The organism is Ruegeria sp. ABF4_144 (assembly GCF_056160045.1).
This window is the reverse complement of sequence record NZ_JBSWWK010000001.1, coordinates 3415553-3438792: the sequence shown is the minus strand read 5'-3', so window position 1 is coordinate 3438792 and position 23240 is coordinate 3415553. Positions and strand designations below refer to the sequence as shown.

Here is a 23240-nt window from a genome sequence, read left to right as displayed (position 1 = left end):
GACACCCAGCAGGGGACCGCCGATGAGCGAAGCAAGTAAAATTCTGAACGAGATGAATGACCGGTCGCGTGAGGTGTTCCGGTTGATCGTTGAGAGTTACCTGGACAGCGGCGAACCCGTTGGCAGCCGCACCCTGACCCGCACCCTTTCGGAAAAGGTCAGCGCCGCGACCGTGCGCAATGTGATGCAGGATCTGGAGTTTCTGGGTTTGCTCGATAGCCCACATGTCAGTGCGGGGCGGATTCCGACGCAGCAGGGGTTGCGGATGTTCGTCGATGGGCTGCTTGAGGTCGGCGATCTGGGTGCGGATGATCGGCAGAAACTGGATGAGACATTAGGCTCTAATGCAGGCGATGTGGGTGGAATGCTGGACCGTGTGGGCTCGGCCCTGTCACACGTGACACATGGCGCCTCGCTGGTTCTGACGCCCAAGCATGAATCCGAGATCAAGCATATCGAGTTTGTCTCACTGGCGCATGATCGCGCGCTGGTGGTTCTGGTGTTTGCCGATGGGCATGTCGAAAACCGTCTGTTCAAGCCACCACCCGGCCAAACGCCCAGTTCGATGCGCGAAGCGGCGAATTTCCTGAATGCCTTGATTGAAGGACGTACGCTGAGTGAAGTGCGTCGTCAGATGCAGACGCAAATCGACGCACACAAGCAAGAGATCGACGTGTTGGCGCGTGAAATGGTCGAAAGCGGCATGGCTGCCTGGGACGGGGATGGCGGCGACTCGGCCCGTCTGATCGTGCGCGGGCGGGCGAATCTGCTGAATGAACCCGGTCAGGAAGAGGAACTGGACCGAATCCGAAGCTTGTTTGATGATCTCGAACGCAAACGTGACATCGCCGAATTCCTTGAATTGACCGAAGAAGGCGAGGGTGTGCGCATTTTTATCGGCTCTGAGAACAAACTTTTCTCACTTTCGGGTTCCTCTTTGGTGGTGTCTCCATATATGAACGCTGATCGAAAGATAATCGGTGCGGTCGGGGTCATCGGGCCCACGCGTCTAAATTATGGACGGATCGTACCGATCGTGGATTATACGGCGCAACTGGTCGGCAAGCTGATATCCGACCGGAGCTAGAGGGTAAGAGATGGCAGAGCCCAAGAACGAAGATTTTCTGGACGATATCGCAACAGCCGAGGCGGAAGAGCTGGCGGAAGAAATTGCGGAATTCAGCGACGAAGCGCTGGAACTGGATGAGCTGCGCGCTGAGCGGGACGATTACAAAGACAAGTTCATGCGTGCGCTGGCCGATGCTGAGAATGCGCGCAAACGCGGCGACAAGGCACGTCGGGATGCGGAACAGTATGGTGGGTCGAAACTGGCTCGCGACATGCTGCCGGTCTATGACAACATGAAACGCGCGCTTGAGGCGGCGACCGATGAGCAGAAAGAAGTTGCCGCCGGTCTGCTGGAAGGTGTTGAACTGACCATGCGCGCGCTGAAGGACGTGTTCCAGAAGCACGGGATTGAGGTGATCACCCCTGAGGTCGGTGATCGGTTTGACCCGAACGTGCACGAAGCGATGTTCGAAGCACCTGTACCGGGCACTCGTGCCGGTGACATCATTCAGGTTTCAGCCGAAGGCTTCATGCTGCACGACCGCCTGCTGCGCCCGGCGCAGGTTGGTGTGTCTTCGACACCTGCAAGCTAATCAGGTTTACAACTGAATAGTGCAGAGGCGGTCAGGTTCTGGCCGCCTCTTTCAGTTTGTAGATCAAATCCAGTGCCTCGCGCGGGGTTAGTTCATCCGGCAGGATATCATCCAACATATCCGTGACTGGTGACGCTTTGGGTGCCGGGGGCGGAGGCGGCGGCGCTGCAGAGAACAGAGGCAGATCGTCGATCAGGGCCTTCTGTTTACCGCCCTCACGTTCAGTTTTCTCCAGCTGATCCAGCACCACGCGGGCGCGGTCGACGACCGAAGCGGGCAGGCCGGCCAGTTGGGCCACCTGTACCCCATAAGACCGGTCGGCGGCGCCTTTGTGGACCTCGTGCAGGAAAATGACCTCACCTTCCCATTCCTTGACGGCGACGGTGGCGTTATCGACGCCTTCCAGATTACCGGCCAACGCGGTCAATTCGTGGTAGTGGGTGGCGAAAAGGGCACGGCATTGATTGGCCGCGTGCAGGTGTTCCAGCGTCGCCCAGGCAATCGACAGACCATCATAAGTGGCCGTGCCGCGTCCGATTTCGTCCAGAATGACCAGCGCACGATCATCGGCTTGATTGAGGATGGCGGCGGTTTCCACCATTTCGACCATGAAGGTCGAACGGCCCCGCGCTAGATCGTCCGAGGCTCCGACGCGGCTGAACAACTGGCTGACGACACCGATATGAGCCTGTTCTGCCGGGACATAACTGCCCATCTGCGCCAGTAGAGCGATCAGTGCGTTCTGACGCAAGAAAGTCGATTTACCAGCCATGTTGGGACCGGTCAGCAACCAGATCGCCGCGCCCGTCTCAGCGCTCAGGTCACAGTCATTGGCAATGAAAGCATCCCCACCTTGCTGGCGCAATGCGTGTTCCACGACAGGATGGCGGCCGCCCTGAACATCAAACGCGCGCGAAGTATCGACCTGCGGCCTGCACCAGTTTTCTCCGCGTGCTAGATCGGCCAATGCGGTGGTCAGATCCAGTTCAGCCAACCCACGGGCTGCTTGGTTCAGGCGGGCGGCAAGGGCCAGAATATCGCTCGATAGCCTTTGATAGAGCCGCTTTTCGATCTCAAGGGCCAGATTTCCGGCGTTCAGGATGCGGGTTTCGATCTCGGACAATTCTACGGTCGTGAACCGCACCTGATTGGCAGTTGTTTGACGGTGGATATAAGTTTCCGAGAACGGCGGGTTCAGCATTTTCTCGGCATGGGTGGCTGTGGTTTCAATGAAATAGCCGAGCACATTGTTGTGCTTGATCTTCAACGAGGTGATGCCGGTGTGTTCTGCGTATTTCCGCTGAAACCCTGCGATGACCGAGCGGCCTTCGTCGCGCAAGGTGCGGGCCTCGTCCAATTCGGCCTCGAAACCAGGAGCGATGAAGCCGCCGTCGCGCGCCAAAAGGGGCGGTTCGGCGACAAGGGCCTCGTCCAGCAGGTTCAGCAGATCGTCAAAACCTACGAGGTTCTGCAGGGCGGTCGCCAGCAAAACCGGCAGGTCCTGACCTTCGCAAATTTCGGCAATCGCTGCGGCCTGTGCTAACCCGTTGCGGATGGCGGCCAGATCGCGAGGACCGCCGCGATCCAGCGATAAACGCGACAGGGCGCGGTCCAGATCGGGCGTTTTCCGCAGCGCCTCGCGCAGGTCCGAGGCGGTCAGGCTGTCCTCGGCAGCGAAACTAACGGCGTCCAACCGGGCATGGATTACGTCCAGATTGCGCGAAGGGCTGGACAGCCGTTGTTCCAACAACCGCGCACCGCCCGGTGTCACGGTCCGGTCGACCACGGACAGCAGCGATCCGGCGCGACCCCCGGACAAGGACCGGGTCAGTTCCAGATTGCGGCGCGTGGCGGCGTCGATCTGCACTACGCGATCCTCGGACTCTTTCAAAGGTGTTTGAAGAAGGGGCAGTTTGCCTTTCTGAGTGATCTCCAGATAGTCGATCAGCGCGCCCATCGCCGAAACCTCGGCGCGCCCAAATGACCCAAACGCGTCCAGCGCACCCACGTGAAATAACCCGCAGATGCGTTTTTCGGCGGCGGTACTGTCAAAACTGGCACGCCCAATTGGCGTCAACGAAATCCCCAGATCTCGTACCGGCTCGCCCAGTTTGTCTTGCACCCCGTCGGCGACGATCAACTCGGATGGGGCCAGTCGCGCCAGTTCGGGGCTGAGGCGGACCGAGGTCAAGGGCATCACGTGAAACGCGCCGGTTGAGATATCAGCCCAGGCTAGCGCGGCCTCATCCCGGACTTCCGCGTAAGAGGCCAAAAAATTGTGGCGGCGCGCCTCCAACAGGGCGTCTTCGGTCAGCGTACCGGGCGTTACCAGACGCACAACATCTCGCCGAACGACTGATTTAGAGCCTCTTTTCTTTGCTTCAGCCGGGCTTTCCATCTGTTCGCAGACAGCAACGCGAAACCCTTTTCGGATCAGTGTCAGCAAATAGCCCTCGGCCGAATGCACCGGCACGCCGCACATCGGGATATCCTCGCCGTTGTGTTTGCCGCGCTTGGTCAGAGCGATGTCCAGCGCTTCGGCAGCGTTCACCGCGTCCTGAAAAAACATCTCGTAGAAATCGCCCATGCGGTAAAACAGCAGGGCGTCTGCGTGGGCCTCTTTGATCTCAAGATATTGCGCCATCATCGGCGTGACTGTGGACAAAAGCGGCCCCCTTATGGCGTATTCCGGGCGCGACCTTACAAACCCGGCCCCCGCGACGAAAGGTGAAAACGTATTGTCGTTGAGGCGCGCCCCCGCCTGCGCTATGACGCATCAGCCCCGAAGTCATGGAAACGACCGTTAAGATGCCCAAAACGAAGATCACCAAAGAAGAGGCGCTGGCCTTTCACCTGGACCCGACCCCCGGCAAGTGGGAGGTGCAGGCCACCGTTCCCATGACCACGCAGCGCGATCTGTCGCTGGCCTATAGCCCCGGCGTCGCTGTTCCATGTGAAGCCATCGCTGAAGCACCCGAAACTGCCTATGATTATACCAATAAGGGCAATCTGGTGGCCGTGATCTCAAACGGGACCGCGGTTCTGGGCCTTGGCAATCTTGGCGCGTTGGGATCAAAACCGGTGATGGAAGGGAAGTCCGTCCTGTTCAAACGGTTCGCGGATGTGAACTCGATCGATATCGAACTGGACACCGAGGACCCGGATGAGTTTTGCCGTGCGGTGCGGTTGATGGGGCCGACCTTTGGCGGCATCAACCTTGAAGACATCAAGGCGCCGGAGTGTTTCATCATCGAACAGCGGCTGAAGGAAGAGATGGACATCCCCGTCTTCCACGACGACCAGCATGGCACGGCGGTGATCTGCGCGGCGGGTCTGCTGAACGCGCTGCATATTTCGGGCAAGAAAATCGAGGATGTGAAGATCGTTCTGAACGGTGCGGGTGCTGCCGGGATCGCTTGTATCGAACTGCTCAAATCGATGGGCGCGCGGCACGAAAACTGTATCGTCTGTGACACCAAGGGTGTGATCTATCAGGGCCGGACCGAGGGTATGAACCAGTGGAAATCGGCCCATGCGATCACCACTGACCTGCGTACACTGGAAGACGCCATGAAAGGCGCGGATGTGTTCCTTGGCGTGTCTGTCAAAGGCGCGGTGACGCAGGAGATGGTTGCCAGCATGGCCGACAATCCGGTGATTTTCGCGATGGCGAACCCGGACCCAGAGATCACTCCGGAGGAGGCGCATGAGGTCCGCGTGGATGCCATCGTTGCCACAGGCCGCAGCGACTATCCAAACCAGGTGAACAATGTACTGGGCTTTCCGTATCTGTTCCGCGGTGCTCTGGATATTCACGCGCGGGCGATCAATGACGAGATGAAGATCGCCTGTGCCCATGCGCTGGCGCGACTGGCGCGCGAGGATGTGCCGGATGAGGTCGCCATGGCCTATGGTAAGTCGCTGACCTTTGGTCGCGATTACATCATCCCGACACCGTTTGACCCGCGCTTGATCCACCGTATCCCTCCGGCAGTTGCCAAGGCTGGGATGGATACTGGCGCAGCGCGACGTCCGATCATCGATATGGACGCTTATGAGCTGAGCCTGAAATCCCGCATGGACCCGACCGCCAGCATCCTGCGCGGCCTGAACGCCCGTGCGCGTCAGGCACAAAGTCGGATGATCTTTGCCGAGGGCGACGATCCTCGTGTTCTACGCGCAGCGGTCACCTACCAACGATCCGGTTTTGGTAAGGCACTGGTTGTGGGTCGCCAAGACGATGTGAAACAAAAGCTGGAAGAGGCCGGTCTGGGCGATGCTGTGCGCGAGCTTGAGGTGGTGAATGCCGCCAATACCACGCATCTCGATACCTATAACGATTTTCTCTATAAGCGCCTACAGCGTAAGGGGTTTGACCGCAAAGACATTCACCGGCTTGCTGCCCGGGATCGGCATGTGTTCTCGTCTCTGATGTTGGCGCATGGGCATGGCGACGGGCTGGTCACCGGGGCCACTCGTAAATCGGCGCACGTGCTGGATAGGATCAACCACGTGTTTGACGCCGATGCGGCCCATGGCGCAGCTGGTGTGACCGCTCTGCTGCACAAGGGCCGGATCGTTCTGATCGGTGATACGCTGGTGCACGAATGGCCGGATGAGAATGACCTGGCCAATATCGCCGAACGTTCCGCCGCTGTGGCCCGTCACATGGGGCTTGATCCGCGCGTGGCCTTCGTCAGTTTCTCAACTTTCGGCTATCCGGTCTCGGAACGGGCCGAAAAGATGCACCGTGCGCCTGCGGTTCTGGACCAGCGTGGCGTAGATTTCGAGTACGAAGGCGAAATGACCGTGGACGTGGCGTTGAATGTGGATCAGCAAGCGGGATATCCATTCCAACGCCTGACCGGCCCGGCGAACATTCTGATTGTTCCGGCTCGGCATTCAGCATCGATCTCGACCAAGCTGATGCAGGAAATGGGTGGTGCCACCGTGATCGGCCCGATCCTGTCGGGTGTCGACAAGCCGATCCAAATCTGTTCGACCGTTTCTACGGCGAATGACATCCTGAACATGGCCATTCTGGCCTCTTGCGATATCTCGGGCAAACCATGACGATCTGGAATCTCGGCTCAATCAATGCGGACATGATCTATGATGTGCCGCATTTACCCGGGCCGGGCGAGACGCTTTCGGCCAATCGGCTGGATCGGTTTCTGGGCGGCAAAGGCGCGAATATGTCCGTGGCCTCGGCGCGGGCCGGGGCGCAGGTGGCGCATATCGGGGCGGTGGGGCCAGATGGAGGCTGGGCGCGAGATCGGCTGACGGAATATGGCGTGGACACGCGTCATATTGCTCAGGTTGATGTGCCCACCGGCCACGCCATCATCGCTGTGGATGCGCAGGGCGAGAATAACATTATCCTGTTTCCGGGTTCGAACCATGCAATCACATCGGACCAGCTGGGGCAGGCGCTGTCCTCTGCGTCGCAGGGCGATCTGTTGGTGATGCAGAACGAAACCACCCTACAGGTCGAGGCCGCAAAGATGGCTCGCGCGCTGGGCTTGACGGTCTGCTACGCTGCAGCACCTTTTCAGGCTGAGGCGGTGCAGGCTGTGTTGTCCTATCTGGATTTCCTGATCCTGAATGAGGTCGAGGCCGAGCAATTGCGCGACGCCACGGGCCAGTCGGTGACCGACCTGAAAATCGAACACGTTATCGTCACGCTGGGGTCAAAAGGCGCGCGGTTTTACCACCGTGGTGGGGCTTCGGACTTTCCGGCGCATAAGGTGCAGGCGGTGGACACCACAGGTGCCGGCGACACCTTTACCGGCTATGTTCTGGCAGGGATGGATCGTGGAATGCCGATGGCGCAGGCGATTGCTCAGGCAAATCGTGCCGCGGCGTTGATGGTCACGCGGCACGGAACGGCGGATGTGATCCCCGACCTCAAAGAGGTGCATGAGGCGCGGTTCGATTAAGACCCGACAAATGGTGCCGCGCTGCCCCAAAGCTGTTTGACACGGGCGTCGCGGCCGCAAGCATTGCGATAGGCTTTATACGCATTTTTCTGACGCTTGGGGCCAAAGCGGGTAAGCACCAGCTTTTCACCTTTGTAGTAATCCTGATGATAGGCCTCGGCCGGGTAGAACGCGCCCTGCTGTAGGATCGGGGTCACAACCGTTTGCCCCAACGCGCGCTGTGCATCTGCCTTGGCCTGCTGCGCTAGCGCCTTTTCCCCTGTGTTAGAGACGAAAACTGCCGTCCGATAGCTGTCGCCCCGATCACAGAATTGTCCGCCTGCGTCGGTGGGATCTACGGACCGGAAGAACATGTTCAACAAGGTTTCACGGGAAACGCGGGCAGGGTCAAAGGTGATTTGGACCGCCTCGTAATGGCCGGTGCCGCCTTTGGTAACCTGGTCATAGGTCGGATTGGCGGTATTGCCGCCGGTAAAGCCGGACACGGCGCCAATCACTCCGGGAACGGATTCGAAATCGGATTCAACACACCAGAAACAGCCCCCCGCAACGGTCAGGGTTTCGGTCTCGGCGGCGGGTGCCGGCGCGGCGCGCAGCAGGGCGGCCAGCGCGATCAACGTGAACAGCAGCGTTGGTTTAACGAAGTCGAGATAAGCGATGCGGGTCATGGCAGGGCTCCTTTCGGGGACAGGCTGCCCTGACTTATGTATCGGCGCAATCCGCTGACATGGTTTGTCACGCGGTGGTGAGACGAGTTTATCGCCTCAACCCAGCAATTGCCCCAGCTTCATCGCTACACCCATATTGCCCGAGATCTTGAGCTTGCCCAAGGCCACGCCGGTCATCGGGTTCAGCTTGCCGGTCAGCAGTTTGGTCAGGTTGTCCTGCGAGATGCGGATGGTGCAATCGGTATCGCGATCCTGTGTGGAGGCCTGATTGTCGGCCAAAACGATGACGCCGTCATCGCCGCAGTCGAATTTCAACGAACCTTCAAAGCTGCGCCCGACAAGGTTCTTCTGAATGCCATCAGCAATAGCGGCAAGTGTCATAAAATCTCTCCTGTTTCAGCCCAAAGGGTTAGGGTCCGCACCGGGCGCAGGCAATAGCCCGCGCCTAGTGACCTTGGGTCACGGATTTCAGGTTTTCCTGACGGTCCTCAAACCGCGGGTGAGTGCTGAGCCAATCCATCTCTTGTTCGCCAAACTCCTGTTCCAGCAGTTCGAAGAAATCCGAAAGGCCGTTGGGGTCGAACCCGGCTTTTTTGGCCAAATCGACACCGAACCGGTCAGCGGCCAACTCGTGCTGGCGGGAATAGGATAGGGACAGGATCAGGTTGCCTTCCAGCAGAACCTGTTCCAGCACAGGGCCGGTATCGCCCGCCATCATCCCGATCAGCACAAAAGCACCCAGCGAGCGGTAAATCTGCGTCAGCCCGTGCTGCTCGGCGACATGTCCGATCTCATGCCCGATCACCCCAGCCAGCGCATCGGTTGAGACGCGTCGCACCAGTTCATCGGTGACCACAATCGTGCCACCCGGCAGGGCAAAGGCGTTCGGGCCCATACCTGGAAGGTCTCGGAATTCGAGGGTGTATTCGTGATCCTCGGCTGCGGAACCCAGCGCCGCCAGGACCCGGTCGAAACTGTCTTGAACTTCGGCCTTATCGCTGTCGCTCAGGGCGCTGGGTTCTGTCAGAAACTGATCCAGTGCCTGCATCACCCCGGCATCAATGGCGCCCACCAGCGGCGGAGGCGTCATCCACACCGCCAGTGCCACCAGCATGGTTAATCCGTATTTCCACACACCCCAGACCGCGACCAGACAGGCCAGCGTGACGACGATCAGACGGGGGTGAAACCTTTCGGCGTGGTGCAGGCGCGATCCGCTGGTGTCGGCTAACAGGTGTTCCAGCGCCGCGTGCTGATCGGTCAGAAACAGGGTGCCATCGGGGAATTTCACCCGCCGCTCGGTCGCCCCGACTCGGGATTCCACCGAAAGTTCCTCGGGCGTGCAGCGGGTCTGGATCTGGCCCTGATCGTTGATCAGCCAGATCGTGTTGGTGCCCACCGACAGCCGTACCGGAACCTCGCGTGAACTGAGGGGCGGATAGGCGCGCCCTTGGACCGGCGCGCCGATATCTTCGGGAAGCGCGGTCAAAGGTCAGACCGCAATGCCGATGTCAAAGCCCTCGATATCCCCGTAGGCATCGCCAATGGCGCTGACCTGTGCACTGACGTCGCCTACGAAATCATCCAGCGGTCCGGCTGGGATGAAGATGGTGTGATTGGCCAGATAGCGCACCCGGCGTACATGCGCCCAGGGCAGCATCAGGCCTAAAGTCATGCCCACTACTGCAGCATTCGAAAAGGAAATCCACAACAAGCGCAAGGCGCTCACATCCGAATAGAACCGGTGTCCGTCGCCCAGAATGGTATAGTTGTAGACGGTGTTGCGCACCATGGCGTGATAAATGATTGTAGCAGGGATGGCGGCGACGAAGAACAGCAGCAAAATCATCATGACGTCGATCATTGCTGCGATGTCTTCGGGGTCCTCACTAAGAGTACTCAGAATGTCAGACATGTTGGCATTTACCCCGACAATGACGGTTGCAACAACAATCGTTCCGATTACCCAAACCATTGCTGCCAGCGCGGCCTTGTAAAATGGCCCAATCGGGCTGTCGAAGGACATCTTGGTTGTCCCGAACGTATGACCGTTCACGTGAAACCGCTGGACCGAGCGGGTGACAAACGGCCATGTGGTATAGAGGGTCAGTGCAGCGACGATGGGATACAGAAAATAGTTGGCTGCTGCTGATCCCCATGTGCCCTGAAAATCGAACCGGACGTTCGACCAGCTGGACATGCGCGCCTGAAAGCGCAACGCCCGTACCAGCAAGTAAGGGATCAGAAAAATCAGCCCCAACAGCATTGCCAGGTTCACCAGTGGTATCGTACCCAGAACGGTATAGGCGACAATCCCGGCGATCACGATGATCCGCCCAATCAGGATCTGCAGTCCGGTGGCGTGGTAGTCAAAGCTGCGTCCGGCGACAAAGGTATTCTGGTAGAAGTATTTCTTGGTGCGCACCTTGGCCCAAGCGCTGTAGATGCCAAAGGTCATAAGTGACAGCAGCAGATTGACGATCCAGATCCCGAAATACTCGGCTGCCGATCCCCGGAACTCAAACTCTGCCGGGGGCTCCTGTCTGTGGTCTGCCAGCATGAATGCCTCAATCGGATTAAACGAAAAACGGGCCGGACCTTTGAAGGGCCGACCCGTTCTGTATGTTCAACCAACTGGGCAATTCTGCGGCAGAGTTGCGACCCGTTTGGTCAATTCAACTTTATTGTGCAGCAGAGCTGTTACTTTAGGCGTTTGTCCCGTGCGGCAAGCAGCTTCAGCCGCAGGGCGTTCAACTGGATAAAGCCTGCCGCGTCTGTCTGATCGTAAGCGCCGGCATCTTCCTCGAACGTCACGTGCGCCTCAGAGTACAGCGAGTGATCCGACCAGCGGCCCACGGTCGAGGCCAGACCTTTGTACAGCTTCACGCGGACGGTGCCGGTGACGTGCTCTTGGCTTTTGTCGATCGCGGCCTGTAGCATCTCACGCTCGGGCGAGTACCAGAAACCGTTATAGATCAGCTCGGCATATTGCGGCATCAGCTGGTCCTTCAGGTGCATCGCGCCGCGGTCCATCGTGATGGATTCGATGCCACGGTGTGCTTCCAGAAGGATGGTGCCGCCCGGTGTTTCGTAGATGCCGCGCGATTTCATACCGACGAAACGACCTTCGACCAGGTCCAGACGACCAATGCCGTGCTTGCCGCCATACTCGTTCAGCTTGGTCAGGATGGTGGCCGGGCTCATCGCCTCGCCATTGATGCTGACCGCATCGCCTTTTTCAAAGCCGATTTCGATGAACTCGGGCTCGTTCGGCGCGTCCTCGGGGTGTACGGTGCGCTGGTAAACGTAGTCGGGCGCCATATCGGCGGGGTCTTCCAGAACCTTACCTTCGGACGAGGTATGCAGCAGGTTGGCATCGACCGAGAAGGGCGCCTCACCACGCTTGTCCTTGGCAATCGGAATCTGATGCGCTTCGGCCCACTCGATCAGACGCGTCCGGCTGGTCAAATCCCACTCGCGCCACGGGGCGATGACCTTGATGTCGGGGTTCAACGCGTAGGCCGCGAGTTCAAAGCGAACCTGATCATTGCCCTTGCCGGTTGCGCCATGTGCCACGGCGTCGGCACCGGTCTCCTGCGCGATCTCAACCAGACGTTTCGAGATCAGCGGACGCGCGATCGAAGTGCCCAGCAGGTACAGGCCTTCGTATTGTGCGTTTGCGCGGAACATGGGGAAGACGAAATCGCGGACGAACTCTTCGCGGATGTCCTCGATATAGATGTTCTCGGGCTTAATACCCAGCATTTCGGCCTTTTGGCGGGCGGGTTCCAGTTCCTCACCCTGACCCAGATCTGCGGTGAAGGTAACGACCTCACACCCATACTCGGTCTGCAACCATTTCAGGATGATCGAGGTATCAAGGCCACCGGAATAGGCCAGGACAACTTTCTTGGGCGCGGACATCTGACTTCCCCTTATGCGTAGAACGATTGGCCCCTAGCGGGTTTTGAAAGCGGGGGCAAGTTATCTGCGTTGACGAGGCGCCGGAATTGCGGTGAAACGGACGGAATGAGAACAAGGATTGGTTGAAAGGGCAGTTTTCGGATGTTGGGTTGGAAGATTTTCAAACATGCATTTCGCATGGTGTTTCATGATTTGGCTACGGCCATACGCGTGTCGTCTCCGATTATTGCGGTTTCGCTGCTTGGGGTTGTTTTGTTTTTTGCGGTGGGTGCGGACTTTGTGACCGGCCAGACAGGTAACGTGGGCGGTGTCCTTCTTCTGGCGCTTCTGAACTATGTTGCAGCACTATGGGTGGCTGTGTCCTGGCATCGCTATTGCCTTCTGGAGGAATACCCTGAGGGTATGGCACCCGCATTCAATGGCTCTCGTGTTTTGGCGTATTTTGGATGGGCCTTTGTGCTTGGATTGATTGTTCTGGTCATGTTTGGCGGGGTGGGTGGTCTGGCCTATGCGCTGGGGTGGCCGGTAGGCGCAGCCGTTATGGTCGTTGGGTTCATTTTCGCTCTTTGGGTCACTCAGCGGCTCAGTTTGGTTCTTCCCGCAAGTGCGGTGAACAATCCGTTGTCGATTGGCGACTCGTGGCAGGCGACAGCACCAGTTTCGGGCGCGATCCTTGTGACCTTCACGGCATTCTTCGCTTTTGCCTTTGTTATTGGCTTCGTTGGGGGTTTGTTCAGCGCGTTGTCCGTTGCTTTGGGTTTTCTGGTGAATGCGGTTGTTCAGTGGATCATCACCATGATGGGCCTGAGCATTCTGACCACGTTCTATGGGATTTGTGTCGAAAAGCGCGAGCTCACCTGAAACGCGTACACATATGTATTCCTTGCTCTTTTAGTCAGGATAAGCCAGTGAACGGGTTATGACTGATTTCATGACCCGCGCCCGCGCCGCCGAACAGGCCATGCGCACCGTATTTCCGCCCACACCTCTGCAGCGGAATGCCCATCTGTCCGACCGTTATGGCGCGGATATCTGGCTCAAGCGCGAGGACCTGAGCCCGGTGCGGTCCTACAAGATCCGCGGCGCGTTCAACGCTATGCGTAAGCAGCAAGGGCAAGACTTGTTTGTCTGCGCCAGCGCTGGCAACCACGCGCAAGGCGTGGCGTATATGTGCAAGCACCTGGGCGTGAAGGGTGTCATCTTCATGCCGGTAACGACGCCGCAGCAGAAAATCCAGAAGACCCGCATCTTTGGCGGCGACAATATCGAGATCCACCTGACCGGCGACTATTTCGATGACACGCTGGCCGCCGCGCAGGCATGGTGCGCGCAGCAGGGCGGGCATTTTCTGTCACCTTTCGACGATGAGGATGTGATCGAAGGTCAGGCCTCATTGGCGGTTGAGATTGAGGCACAACTGGGTGGTCTGCCCGATCATGTGATCCTGCCGGTGGGTGGGGGCGGCATGTCCTCGGGCGTGGCGACGTGGTTCGGGGACCGTACCCATTGCCTGTTTGTCGAACCCAAAGGTGGGGCGTGCCTGCATGCGGCTATGGCGGCGGGCCATCCGGTGGCGTTGGAGCATGTAGACAATTTCGTTGATGGCGCGGCCGTTGGAAAGATCGGTGCGAAACCGTTTGAATTGCTAAAGGATCGCCACCTGTCTGACGTGCATGTCCTGTCCGAGGATCGCATCTGCACCACCATGATCGAGATGCTCAACGTCGAAGGCATCGTTTTGGAACCGGCAGGTGCGCTTGCGATTGAGGCGCTGGGCGATATTCAGAGCTTTATCCGTGGTAAGACCGTGGTTTGCGTTACCTCGGGCGGCAACTTTGATTTCGAACGTTTGCCCGAGGTTAAAGAGCGGGCGCAGCGTTACTCTGGCGTCAAGAAATACTTCATCCTGCGCCTGCCGCAGCGCCCCGGTGCATTGAAAGAGTTTCTGGGCATTCTCGGCCCCGAGGATGACATTGCCCGGTTCGAATACATGAAGAAATCGGCGCGCAATTTCGGCTCGGTCCTGATCGGTATCGAAACCCGCAAGCCTGAGAACTTCGCTCGCTTGTTCGCGCATCTGGATGAGGCCGGCTTCACCTACACCGACATTACCGAAGACGAGACACTGGCGCAGTTCGTGATCTAGGTCAGGTTCGCGGCCTTGTCAGTCAGAAACACGGTGCGGGATTCTTCATAGGTTTTAAGGATCGCGGGCAGATCAACCTCGGCCGCTTTTCCAGCGGCGGCGTTTCGTTCGGCATCCTGACAGAGGCTTGAGAACCGGTTGAACCCAAGGCTCAGCGCGCTGCCCTTGAGGAAATGCATGTTCTGCTCGAACTCGACCCGGTTTGCGTCCCGATGCACCCGTTCGATGGTTTCCTGTACCTCGTCCAAAAAGATCTGCACCACTTCGTCAAACTCATCAGCGCCCACCTCATCCCGCAGCTGTCTGACCCTGGACCAGTCGATCATGTTCGGTGCCTCCACACATATCGCGACGTGACCTGCGTATCCCAAGGCCGGTAAAGAGGCCGTTAAGCAACGCAATCAGAACGCCTTCACGGGATGTTAAACCGCCGCGCGCTAGGGTCGGCGCGTTCAGGTATGGTCGCAGTTCAGAGGGTACAGGTGACAGAAGGCAGTCAGGCAGAGGCCAGGACAGAGCTGGATTTTGGCGCGATCCAAAAGGTGCTTGTCGTTGATGACAGCCGCCTTCAACGACGGATTCTGGTTGCTTCGCTGAAAAAATGGGGATTTGAGGTGCTTGAGGCTGATAGCGGTGACGCCGCGATCGAGATGTGCCAGACCAACCCGCCGGATCTGGTGGTCAGCGACTGGGTCATGCCGGGGATGAGTGGGCTGGAATTCTGCCGTGCCTTTCGGGCGCTGGATTGCGAGCAATACAGCTATTTCATCCTGCTGACCTCAAAAAGCGAAAAGCAAGAGGTGGCGAAGGGGCTGGATGCCGGGGCCGACGACTTTCTGATCAAACCGCTTGAGGCAGACGAACTGCGCGCGCGCATTTCGGCTGGGGCGCGTATTCTGGATATGCAGCGCGAGCTGTCCGAGAAGAACCGGATGATTGAAACCGCGCTGGAAGAGCTGCGCGTAGCCCATGACGCCATTGACAAGGATCTGATACAGGCCCGCAAAATTCAGGACTCTTTGGTACCAGAACTAACGCGTGAATTCGGCAACTCGCGGGTCAGCATGTTGCTGAAACCCTGTGGCCATATTGGCGGGGATTTGGTGGGGATGTTTTCGCCTGGGGTCAATCGGCTGGGATTCTATAGTATCGACGTGTCGGGTCATGGCATCACCTCGGCGATGATGACGGCGCGGTTGGGCGGCTATCTTTCCAGCAAGCACTTCGAGCAGAACGTGGCGATGGAAAAGCGGTTCGATAAGTTCTATGCGCTGCTGCCGCCCGAACAGGTGGCGGAGATGCTCAATTCCCGTCTGATGGCGGATGCGGGTGTCGAGGAGTATTTCACCATGGTCTACGCGATCATCGACCTGCGCAACGGGCATCTCAAAATGGTTCAGGCCGGGCACCCGCATCCGTTGGTGCTGCGCTATGATGGCAGTACCGAGTTTCTGGGTGAAGGCGGGTTGCCTATCGGATTGCTGTCGGATGTTTCGTTCCAGCAGACCGAAACCTATCTGCACCCCGGCGACAAGCTGTTGCTGTACTCGGACGGGTTTACAGAGTGTAGCCTTGAAAGCGGTGGATTGCTGGAGGAAGAAGGCTTGCGCCAGATGGCCCTGGATTGCGCTCCGGGCCGTAGCGGGACCGAGTTTCTGGACGATATGTTCTGGCGCCTGACGCAGGCCATGGCCGCCGGTAGCGGCATGGATGACGACGTTTCAGCCGTTTTCTTTGAATATAACGGAACCTAAAGCCCGTTCAGATGCTGTGTAGCAAAGTGGCGATCACCGCCATTGCCCAGCATTTGCGCGGCATCCGCGGTATCCATCCACAACGCCTCGTGAAACGGCTCAGTCGGCGGACCGATGCGACGTACGGGGCGGGCTCGGTAGATCAGGCAAACCTTTTCGGCCCACAGATCGTATTCCGGCATGAAGGTGAACCGCCGGAAGGCTCCGACGCGGCGCGGCGCAGCCACAAGCCAGCCGGTTTCCTCGAATACCTCGCGGTGCAGCGCAGTGATGGGTGATTCGCCCGGATCGATCCCACCTCCGGGCAGTTGCAGATCGGGTCCGGGCTCCATCTGACAGGTCAGTAAAAGGTGCCGGCCACGTGGCAATAATGCATAAACACCCACACGTCTGATGTATTTCTGCCCCGCTTGCGGGGTTTCACCGAACCGCCTGATCATGTATGGCCCCTTACAACCCGAATTGTTCGACCTATATGCTGGCGGTATGCCAACCTGTGGCGTGTAAGGAAACCCCATGTCTCTTGGAACGAAAATCGCGTGGGACGATACCGTCCTGCCCTTTCAACTTGATGTATCAGATATGCGCGGCCGCGTGGCCCGTTTGGATGGCGTGCTCGACGGCATCCTGAAGCAGCATGACTATCCGGAAAAGGTCGAGGCCCTGGTGGCCGAGATGGCCCTGCTGACCGCGCTGATCGGCCAGACGATTTCGCTGCGCTGGAAGCTGTCGCTGCAGGTTCAGTCCAAAGGCCCGGTGCGTATGATCGCCACCGACTACTATGCGCCCAAGCAAGAGGGCGAACCGGCTCGCATCCGCGCTTATGCCAGTTTCGACCGCGACCGCCTGACCGATGGCGCACCGTTTGATCAGGTGGGCGAAGGCTATTTCGCCATCATGATCGATCAGGGTAAGGGCTCGCAGCCGTATCAGGGGATCACGCCGCTGGCCGGTGGTTCGATCAGCGCGTGTGCTGAGGCGTATTTCGCGCAGTCCGAGCAGTTGCCGACCCGGTTCTCGCTGAGCTTTGGCAAATCGACCGAGCCGGGCGTTGGCGAACACTGGCGCGCCGGTGGGGTCATGTTGCAGCATATGCCCAAAGCCTCACCCTTTGTTGCGAGCAGCGAGGGTGAAGGCCAGATCCTGACAGCCGAAGATCTGGTGGATGGCGAAGAGGGTGAAAACTGGGGCCGCGTCAACATTCTGCTGGATACGGTAGAAGATCTGGAGCTGATCGGACCTTCGATTGCACCTACCGACCTGCTGGTCCGGCTGTTTCACGAGGAACAGCCGCGCGTCTATGATGCACAGCCGGTGCAATTCGGTTGTACGTGTTCTGAAGAGCGTGTGCGCCAAAGCCTGTCGATCTACTCGGCCAAGGACATCGAAAAGATGACCACGCCCGAGGGCAAAGTAACCGCCGATTGCCAGTTCTGCGGTGCCCATTACGTGCTGGAACCGGGCTCGGTCGGCTTTGATGCGGATGACGCCTGATCCGGCCGAACAACTGCGGGCGGCGCTCAGCCGCCCCGGTCCCTGTTCGAGCGATTTCGACCTGAACCCCGAAACCGTTCTACCCGAGGGTCGCAAACTGCGCCCGGCGGGCGTTCTGGTGCCGGTCTCGATTGCGACCGGCACACCGCGGCTGATCCTAACCAAACGCTCTTCGGCGCTGAAACACCATCCCGGCCAGATCGCCTTTCCCGGTGGCAAGCAGGATGAGGGCGACGCGGATGTCACAGCCACCGCCCTGCGTGAAGCACAGGAGGAGATAGGCCTGCCGCCCGCTCTGCCCGAGATTTTGGGGCATCTGCCAACCCACGAAACCGTTACCTCGTTCACCGTGACACCGGTTGTGGCGATCTTGCGCGCGCCATTTCAACTGACTCCGGAACCGGGTGAAGTCGACGAGGTGTTCTCGGTTCCGCTTGAACATGTGCTCAACCCTGAGAATTATATCGTTGAATCGCGCCGCTGGCGGGGTCACAAAAGGTATTATTATACTGTGCCGTTCGGTCCTTATTATATCTGGGGCGCGACGGCCCGGATGTTGCGGGGATTGGCAGCGCGGGTGAGTGAATGACGCAAATTTCGGAAGGCTGGGTTTCTGATCCGGCTACACAAAAGGTCTGCGCGGCCCTGACCGGGGCTGGGGCGCAGGCGCTGTTTGTGGGCGGCTGTGTACGAAACGCGCTGCTGGGCGCGCCGGTCTCGGATATCGATATCGCCACCGACGCCCACCCCGAACAGGTGATAGAGCTGGCAGGGGCAGCGGGCCTCAAGGCCATTCCCACCGGGATTGAGCATGGCACCATCACCGTTGTCAGCGGCGGTGCTCCGCATGAGATCACCACCTTTCGCCGCGATGTGAAAACAGATGGTCGCCGGGCTGTGGTGGCCTTTTCCGACAAGGTGGAAGAGGACGCAGCCCGCCGCGATTTCACGATGAATGCGATCTATGCGCGGCCCGATGGCATTGTTCTGGACCCCTTGAACGGTCTGCCCGACCTGCAGGCGCGGCGGGTGCGGTTCATCGGCACCGCCGAAAACCGCATTCGCGAGGATTACCTACGCTCGCTGCGCTATTTCCGCTTCCACGCCTGGTATGGCGATGCGGATGCCGGGTTTGATCCCGACGCGCTGGCGGCGATTGCGGCCAATCTGGACGGGCTGACCGGTTTGTCCCGGGAACGGGTCGGGGCCGAGTTGTTGAAACTCCTGGGCGCACCCGATCCTGCACCCTCGGTCGCGGCAATGCGTCAGGCCGGTGTTCTGACGCAGTTGGTTCCGGGGGCTGATGACCGCGCGCTGGCCCCTTTGGTCGCTTTGGAAGAACAGGCCGGGGCCGCGCCCGAGCCGATCCGCCGTCTGGCCGCCATTGCCATGCCCGAGATTGCCAAAACCCTGCGTCTGAGCAAGGCGCAGCTGCAACGGCTGACCCGGATGCGGGACGAGGCATCCGGCACCGCCAGCATTGCCGAATTGGGTTTCCGCTATGGCGAAGAGGGCGGGATGCACGAAACCCTGCTGCGCTGCGCGTTTTTGGAACAGCCCTGGTCCGAAGACATGCGGCAGGACTTGCGCAAAGGTGCCGCTGCGGATTTTCCGGTGCAGGCCACCGACCTGATCCCTGATTTCACGGGCCCTGCGCTGGGCAAGAAGCTGGCCGAGCTTGAGGCACGTTGGATCGCCTCGGGCTTTTCGCTGGATCGCAAAGATCTGCTGGGCGGCTAAGACGAAGTCTCAAAAAGGGATGACAAACAAAAAATATTGTGGTTACTTTCGCGTGTTACCTGATTTGGAGGGAGGCATGCGAATGTACTACGGGATCTGGTTCGGCTAAAGCCGGAGCACTTTGACCCGTAAGGGTGGTGTTCTGGCGCCATCTTTTTTCGCACGTCCTGAAAATTTCCTGCTCAATCGGAGCACCCTCCATGTTTCGCTATTTCGAAAACCTCGTTGACCCTTTTGTTGCCTATGAAGAAACCGACACGCCGCCCACACGGCTGTGGCCCTTCATGCTGGACTATTCCCAGCCGTTCATGCGGGTGTTCTTCTGGGCCGCGCTGATCTCGGTCATCGTAGCTGCGGTTGAAGTCGGCCTGATCTACTACATGGGTCGCGTTGTTGATCTGTTGTCCGGCTCGCCCGCCGAGGTCTGGAAAGCCCATGGCACCGAATTGATCCTGATGGCGGTGTTCGTGCTGCTGCTGCGCCCGATGCTGCATGTGGTCGATGTGCTGCTGCTGAACAACACGATCTTGCCGAACTTTGGCACTCTGATCCGCTGGCGGGCGCATAAGCATGTGCTGCGACAGTCGGTGGGGTGGTTTGAGAATGACTTTGCCGGTCGCATTGCCAACCGGATCATGCAAACGCCGCCCGCCGCGGGTGAAGCGGTTTTTCAGGTGTTTGACGCTATTTCCTTTTCGATCGCATACCTGATCGGAGCGGCGATCCTGTTGATGGCCGCTGACCCGCGTCTGTTGTTGCCGCTGCTAATCTGGTTGGTGCTTTACGGTTTGTTGGTACGCTGGACGGTGGCCCGGGTCGGCCCGGCATCGCAGGCGGCTTCGGACGCGCGCTCCGCCGTCACGGGTCGGGTTGTAGACAGCTACACCAACATCCATTCAGTCAAAATGTTCGCGCATAATGAGCAAGAGCTGGACTATGCCCGCGAAGCCATCGAGGAAACCCGCCGAACTTTCCAGGTTGAGATGCGCATCTTTACCATCATGGATGCGGTTCTGGTCACGCTGAACGGTTTGCTGATTGTCGGCGTTGTCGGCTGGGCCATTGCCCTGTGGATGCAAGGCAGTGCCACAGTCGGTGTGGTCGCGGCGGCGACCGCGCTCACGCTGCGGCTGAACGCGATGACCGGGTGGATCATGTGGGCGCTGACCAGCTTTTTCCGCCAGCTTGGAGTTGTGGCCGAGGGGATGGAGACGATTGCCCAGCCTATCGACCTGTTGGATCAGCCCGCAGCCAAGCCGTTGAACCTGACCAAAGGCCAGATCGACATCTGCGATCTGTCGCACCATTACGGGCGCAAGACCGGTGGCTTGGATCACATCAACCTTACCATTCATCCGGGCGAGAAAATCGGTCTGATCGGGCGGTCTGGTGCGGGAAAATCGACCCTAGTTAAGCTACTTTTGCGGTTTTACGACGTGGAACAGGGTGCGATCCTGATCGACGACCAGAACATTGCAAACGTCACGCAGGACAGTCTGCGCAGCAAAATTGGTATGGTGCAGCAGGACAGTGCCTTGCTGCACCGTTCGGTACGCGACAACATCCTCTATGGTCGCCCCGAGGCAACCGAGGAGCAGATGATCGCCGCCGCTAAACAGGCCGAGGCGCATGAGTTCATTTTGGATCTACAGGACCCGCAGGGGCGCACCGGCTATGACGCTCATGTGGGCGAACGGGGCGTGAAACTGTCCGGCGGCCAACGGCAGCGAGTGACGCTGGCGCGGGTGATCCTGAAGGATGCGCCGATCCTGCTGTTGGATGAGGCGACATCTGCCCTAGATTCCGAAGTCGAAGCTTCGATCCAGGAGACCCTCTACGGTATGATGCAAGGTAAAACCGTAATCGCCATTGCCCACCGGCTGAGCACCATCGCTCAGATGGACCGCATTCTGGTCATGGATGGCGGTCGTATCGTGGAGCAGGGCGGGCATTCCGAGTTGTTGGCCCATGGCGGGCTTTACGCCCAGTTCTGGACGCGGCAATCTGGGGGCTTCCTGAACCCGGAGGCCGCGGAATGAAGGTTGCCGACCTGATCGATCCTTTCAAAAACACTGAAACGCCCCCGCCGCAAACCTTGGGGGCGTTTATTCGCTGGTGCCTGTCGGGCGCGTGGCCGATGATCTTTGTCGCGGCTTTTTTCTCAGCCACTGCGGGCGCGATGGAGGCTGGTACTGCCTGGATGCTGGGTCTGGTGATCGATCTGGCAACCGAGAGCGGGCCGGAAGGCATCCTGACCGGCAATAGCTTGTGGACGATCCTCGGCGTCGCGGCCTTCTTCATGCTGTTGCGCCCGATTTTTTTCGGGTTTTCAGCATTTTCTAACAACTACGTGGTCATGCCCAACATTCCGCCGTTGGTTCTGGCCAAGCTGAACCGCTGGACGCTGGGCCAGTCGGTCACCTATTTCGATGATGATTTTGCGGGTCGGATCGCGCAAAAACAGATGCAGACTTCGAACGCGATGGCCTCGGTTGTGTCCGAAACGATCAGCGCGATTGTCTTTGCCCTCGCGTCGCTTGCGGGTTCTTTGCTTTTGTTAGGGTCTATTCATCCACTGGTGATCCTGCCTTTTGCCAGTTGGCTGGTGGTCTATTTCCTGCTGATCCGCTGGTATCTGCCACGCATCCGTGTTCGGTCTTCGGCGCGGGCAGGTGCGCGAGCGATGGTGTCGGGGCAAGTGGTCGATACGATCACCAACATCAAAACCGTCAAACTCTTCGCCCATTCCGCGTTCGAGGATCAAGCCGCGCGGAACTCGATGGTTGATCTGCGGGAAAAGATGCTGGCTTTCGGTAAGCTCTCTGCAAGCTTCCGCTTTATCCTGATGGTACTGGCCGGGATTCTGCCGGTTCTGTTGATCGGCGCGACGTTGATGCTGTGGCGCAACGGGGTCGCAACGGCGGGGGATATCGTGGCGGCGGGTGCGATCTCGATCCGGGTATCGCAGATGACCGGCTGGGTCAGTTTCACGCTGATGGGGCTTTACGCCAATGTGGGTGAAATCGAAAACGGTATGAAGACGCTGGCCAAGCGCGACCGGGTTGAGGATGCAGGGGACGCCACCGCGCTGAAAGTGACGACAGGCCAGATTGATTTCGACCATGTCAGCTTTGCTTATGGCCGCGATGTGGGCGGTGTGTCCGACGTGACCATGACCGTGCATCCGGGTGAAAAACTGGGCATTGTCGGGGCCTCGGGGGCGGGAAAATCGACCTTGGTGTCGTTGCTTCTCAGGCTCTATGACGGGGAAAAAGGCGAAATTCGCATCGATGGGCAGGATGTCGGCCGGGTGACGCAGGACAGTTTGCGCGGGCAGATTGGCATGGTTACGCAGGAGACCGCGATGTTCAACCGCTCAGCGCGTGAGAATATCCTGTACGGCCGCCCTGATGCGTCCGAGGACGAGATGATTGCCGCCGCCAAAAAGGCCGAGGCGCATGATTTTATCCTCAGCTTGCAGGACGCCCATGGTCGCACGGGCTATGACGCGCATCTAGGCGAACGTGGCGTGAAACTGAGCGGCGGACAGCGGCAGCGAATTGCTCTTGCACGTGCTATCCTGAAAGATGCGCCGATTTTGGTTCTGGATGAGGCAACTTCAGCGCTGGACTCCGAAGTAGAAGCTTCGATTCAGACAGCTTTGCATCGGGTGATGCAGGGCAAAACCGTGCTGGCGATCGCACACCGCCTGTCCACGCTTAGCGAGATGGACCGGATCATCGTGTTGGATGAGGGGCGCATCGTTGAAACCGGCACCCATGCTGCGCTGTTAGAGCAGGGTGGGCTCTACGCTCGGTTTTGGCATCGTCAATCCGGCGGGTTCATTCAGGCCGAAGCGGCGGAATAACGCTCTGAGGGGTTTTGTTGCGCGCAAAGCCCCGGTATCAGGCGCC

At 58.9% G+C, this 23240-nt stretch carries 20 protein-coding genes; 12 read left to right on the top strand and 8 right to left on the bottom strand.

Features of this window, described 5'->3' with window-relative positions; genetic code table 11:
* Positions 1–22: 22 nt before the first annotated feature.
* Together hrcA and ACXAGD_RS17165 are read left to right on the top strand one after the other, a co-directional pair.
* Positions 23–1087 carry a heat-inducible transcriptional repressor HrcA gene (gene hrcA, locus ACXAGD_RS17170; RefSeq protein WP_475212108.1) on the top strand — a complete coding sequence of 355 codons (1065 nt, stop codon included), beginning with the start codon at positions 23–25 and terminating at the stop codon, positions 1085–1087.
* Between the two features lie 10 nt (positions 1088–1097).
* Complete coding sequence (locus ACXAGD_RS17165; RefSeq protein WP_475212107.1) at positions 1098–1661, top strand: nucleotide exchange factor GrpE; 564 nt, start codon at positions 1098–1100, stop codon at positions 1659–1661.
* Between the two features lie 31 nt (positions 1662–1692).
* Here ACXAGD_RS17165 and mutS read toward each other — a convergent pair whose 3' ends face one another.
* Positions 1693–4308 carry a DNA mismatch repair protein MutS gene (mutS, locus tag ACXAGD_RS17160; RefSeq protein WP_475212632.1) on the bottom strand — a complete coding sequence of 872 codons (2616 nt, stop codon included), beginning with the start codon at positions 4306–4308 and terminating at the stop codon, positions 1693–1695.
* A 161-nt stretch (positions 4309–4469) separates the two neighbouring features.
* Here mutS and ACXAGD_RS17155 point away from each other — a divergent pair, with 161 nt between their 5' ends.
* Positions 4470–6734: an NADP-dependent malic enzyme gene (locus ACXAGD_RS17155; protein WP_475212106.1), complete on the top strand. Its 2265-nt coding sequence runs from the start codon at positions 4470–4472 to the stop codon at positions 6732–6734.
* The gene (locus ACXAGD_RS17150) at positions 6731–7600 is read left to right on the top strand and encodes a ribokinase (protein WP_475212105.1); all 870 of its coding nucleotides are present in this window, start codon (positions 6731–6733) and stop codon (positions 7598–7600) included. Before ACXAGD_RS17155 ends, ACXAGD_RS17150 begins: the two co-directional genes overlap by 4 nt.
* Here ACXAGD_RS17150 and msrA read toward each other — a convergent pair.
* The 5 genes from msrA to ACXAGD_RS17125 all read right to left on the bottom strand — a co-directional run bounded on the left by msrA (position 7597) and on the right by ACXAGD_RS17125 (position 12192).
* Positions 7597–8268, bottom strand: coding sequence for a peptide-methionine (S)-S-oxide reductase MsrA (msrA, locus tag ACXAGD_RS17145; RefSeq protein WP_475212104.1), 672 nt, complete (start codon positions 8266–8268; stop codon positions 7597–7599). The genes ACXAGD_RS17150 and msrA overlap by 4 nt on opposite strands.
* A 96-nt stretch (positions 8269–8364) precedes the next feature.
* Positions 8365–8649: an SCP2 sterol-binding domain-containing protein gene (locus ACXAGD_RS17140; RefSeq protein ID WP_170326135.1), complete on the bottom strand. Its 285-nt coding sequence runs from the start codon at positions 8647–8649 to the stop codon at positions 8365–8367.
* A 64-nt stretch (positions 8650–8713) separates the two neighbouring features.
* On the bottom strand, positions 8714–9757 hold the full coding sequence (locus ACXAGD_RS17135) for a M48 family metallopeptidase (protein WP_475212103.1): 1044 nt from the start codon (positions 9755–9757) through the stop codon (positions 8714–8716).
* Positions 9758–9760: 3 nt separating this feature from the next.
* On the bottom strand, positions 9761–10828 hold the full coding sequence (locus ACXAGD_RS17130; RefSeq protein ID WP_475212102.1) for a YjgN family protein: 1068 nt from the start codon (positions 10826–10828) through the stop codon (positions 9761–9763).
* A gap of 140 nt (positions 10829–10968) precedes the next feature.
* The gene (locus tag ACXAGD_RS17125) at positions 10969–12192 is read right to left on the bottom strand and encodes an argininosuccinate synthase (RefSeq protein WP_475212101.1); all 1224 of its coding nucleotides are present in this window, start codon (positions 12190–12192) and stop codon (positions 10969–10971) included.
* A gap of 177 nt (positions 12193–12369) precedes the next feature.
* Between ACXAGD_RS17125 and ACXAGD_RS17120 the strand changes: the two genes are divergently transcribed.
* Positions 12370–13053, top strand: a complete 684-nt coding sequence (locus tag ACXAGD_RS17120) for a hypothetical protein (protein ID WP_475212100.1) — start codon at positions 12370–12372, stop codon at positions 13051–13053.
* 58 nt (positions 13054–13111) lie between these two features.
* A complete protein-coding gene (gene ilvA, locus ACXAGD_RS17115) occupies positions 13112–14338 on the top strand; it encodes a threonine ammonia-lyase IlvA (RefSeq protein ID WP_475212099.1) in 1227 nt (408 codons plus the stop codon).
* On the opposite strand, the gene ACXAGD_RS17110 is transcribed toward ilvA, so the two are convergent.
* On the bottom strand, positions 14335–14664 hold the full coding sequence (locus ACXAGD_RS17110) for an Hpt domain-containing protein (protein ID WP_475212098.1): 330 nt from the start codon (positions 14662–14664) through the stop codon (positions 14335–14337). The genes ilvA and ACXAGD_RS17110 overlap by 4 nt on opposite strands.
* 156 nt (positions 14665–14820) lie before the next feature.
* Here ACXAGD_RS17110 and ACXAGD_RS17105 point away from each other — a divergent pair, with 156 nt between their 5' ends.
* A complete protein-coding gene (locus ACXAGD_RS17105) occupies positions 14821–16092 on the top strand; it encodes a PP2C family protein-serine/threonine phosphatase (protein ID WP_475212097.1) in 1272 nt (423 codons plus the stop codon).
* Here the strand turns inward: ACXAGD_RS17105 and ACXAGD_RS17100 are convergent.
* Positions 16089–16532, bottom strand: coding sequence for an NUDIX hydrolase (locus ACXAGD_RS17100; protein WP_475212096.1), 444 nt, complete (start codon positions 16530–16532; stop codon positions 16089–16091). The two genes, ACXAGD_RS17105 and ACXAGD_RS17100, sit on opposite strands and share 4 nt — an antisense overlap.
* Positions 16533–16608: 76 nt before the next feature.
* Between ACXAGD_RS17100 and hslO the strand changes: the two genes are divergently transcribed.
* The 5 genes from hslO to ACXAGD_RS17075 all read left to right on the top strand — a co-directional run bounded on the left by hslO (position 16609) and on the right by ACXAGD_RS17075 (position 23194).
* Positions 16609–17586: an Hsp33 family molecular chaperone HslO gene (hslO, locus tag ACXAGD_RS17095; protein ID WP_475212095.1), complete on the top strand. Its 978-nt coding sequence runs from the start codon at positions 16609–16611 to the stop codon at positions 17584–17586.
* A complete protein-coding gene (locus ACXAGD_RS17090) occupies positions 17576–18175 on the top strand; it encodes a CoA pyrophosphatase (protein ID WP_475212094.1) in 600 nt (199 codons plus the stop codon). Before hslO ends, ACXAGD_RS17090 begins: the two co-directional genes overlap by 11 nt.
* Positions 18172–19326 (top strand): CCA tRNA nucleotidyltransferase, encoded by a 1155-nt coding sequence (locus ACXAGD_RS17085; RefSeq protein WP_475212093.1) that lies wholly within the window; start codon positions 18172–18174, stop codon positions 19324–19326. The genes ACXAGD_RS17090 and ACXAGD_RS17085 overlap by 4 nt, the downstream gene beginning before the upstream one ends.
* 200 nt (positions 19327–19526) lie before the next feature.
* Positions 19527–21365 carry an ABC transporter ATP-binding protein gene (locus ACXAGD_RS17080; RefSeq protein WP_475212092.1) on the top strand — a complete coding sequence of 613 codons (1839 nt, stop codon included), beginning with the start codon at positions 19527–19529 and terminating at the stop codon, positions 21363–21365.
* Positions 21362–23194, top strand: a complete 1833-nt coding sequence (locus ACXAGD_RS17075) for an ABC transporter ATP-binding protein (RefSeq protein ID WP_475212091.1) — start codon at positions 21362–21364, stop codon at positions 23192–23194. Before ACXAGD_RS17080 ends, ACXAGD_RS17075 begins: the two co-directional genes overlap by 4 nt.
* Positions 23195–23240 lie beyond the last annotated feature (46 nt).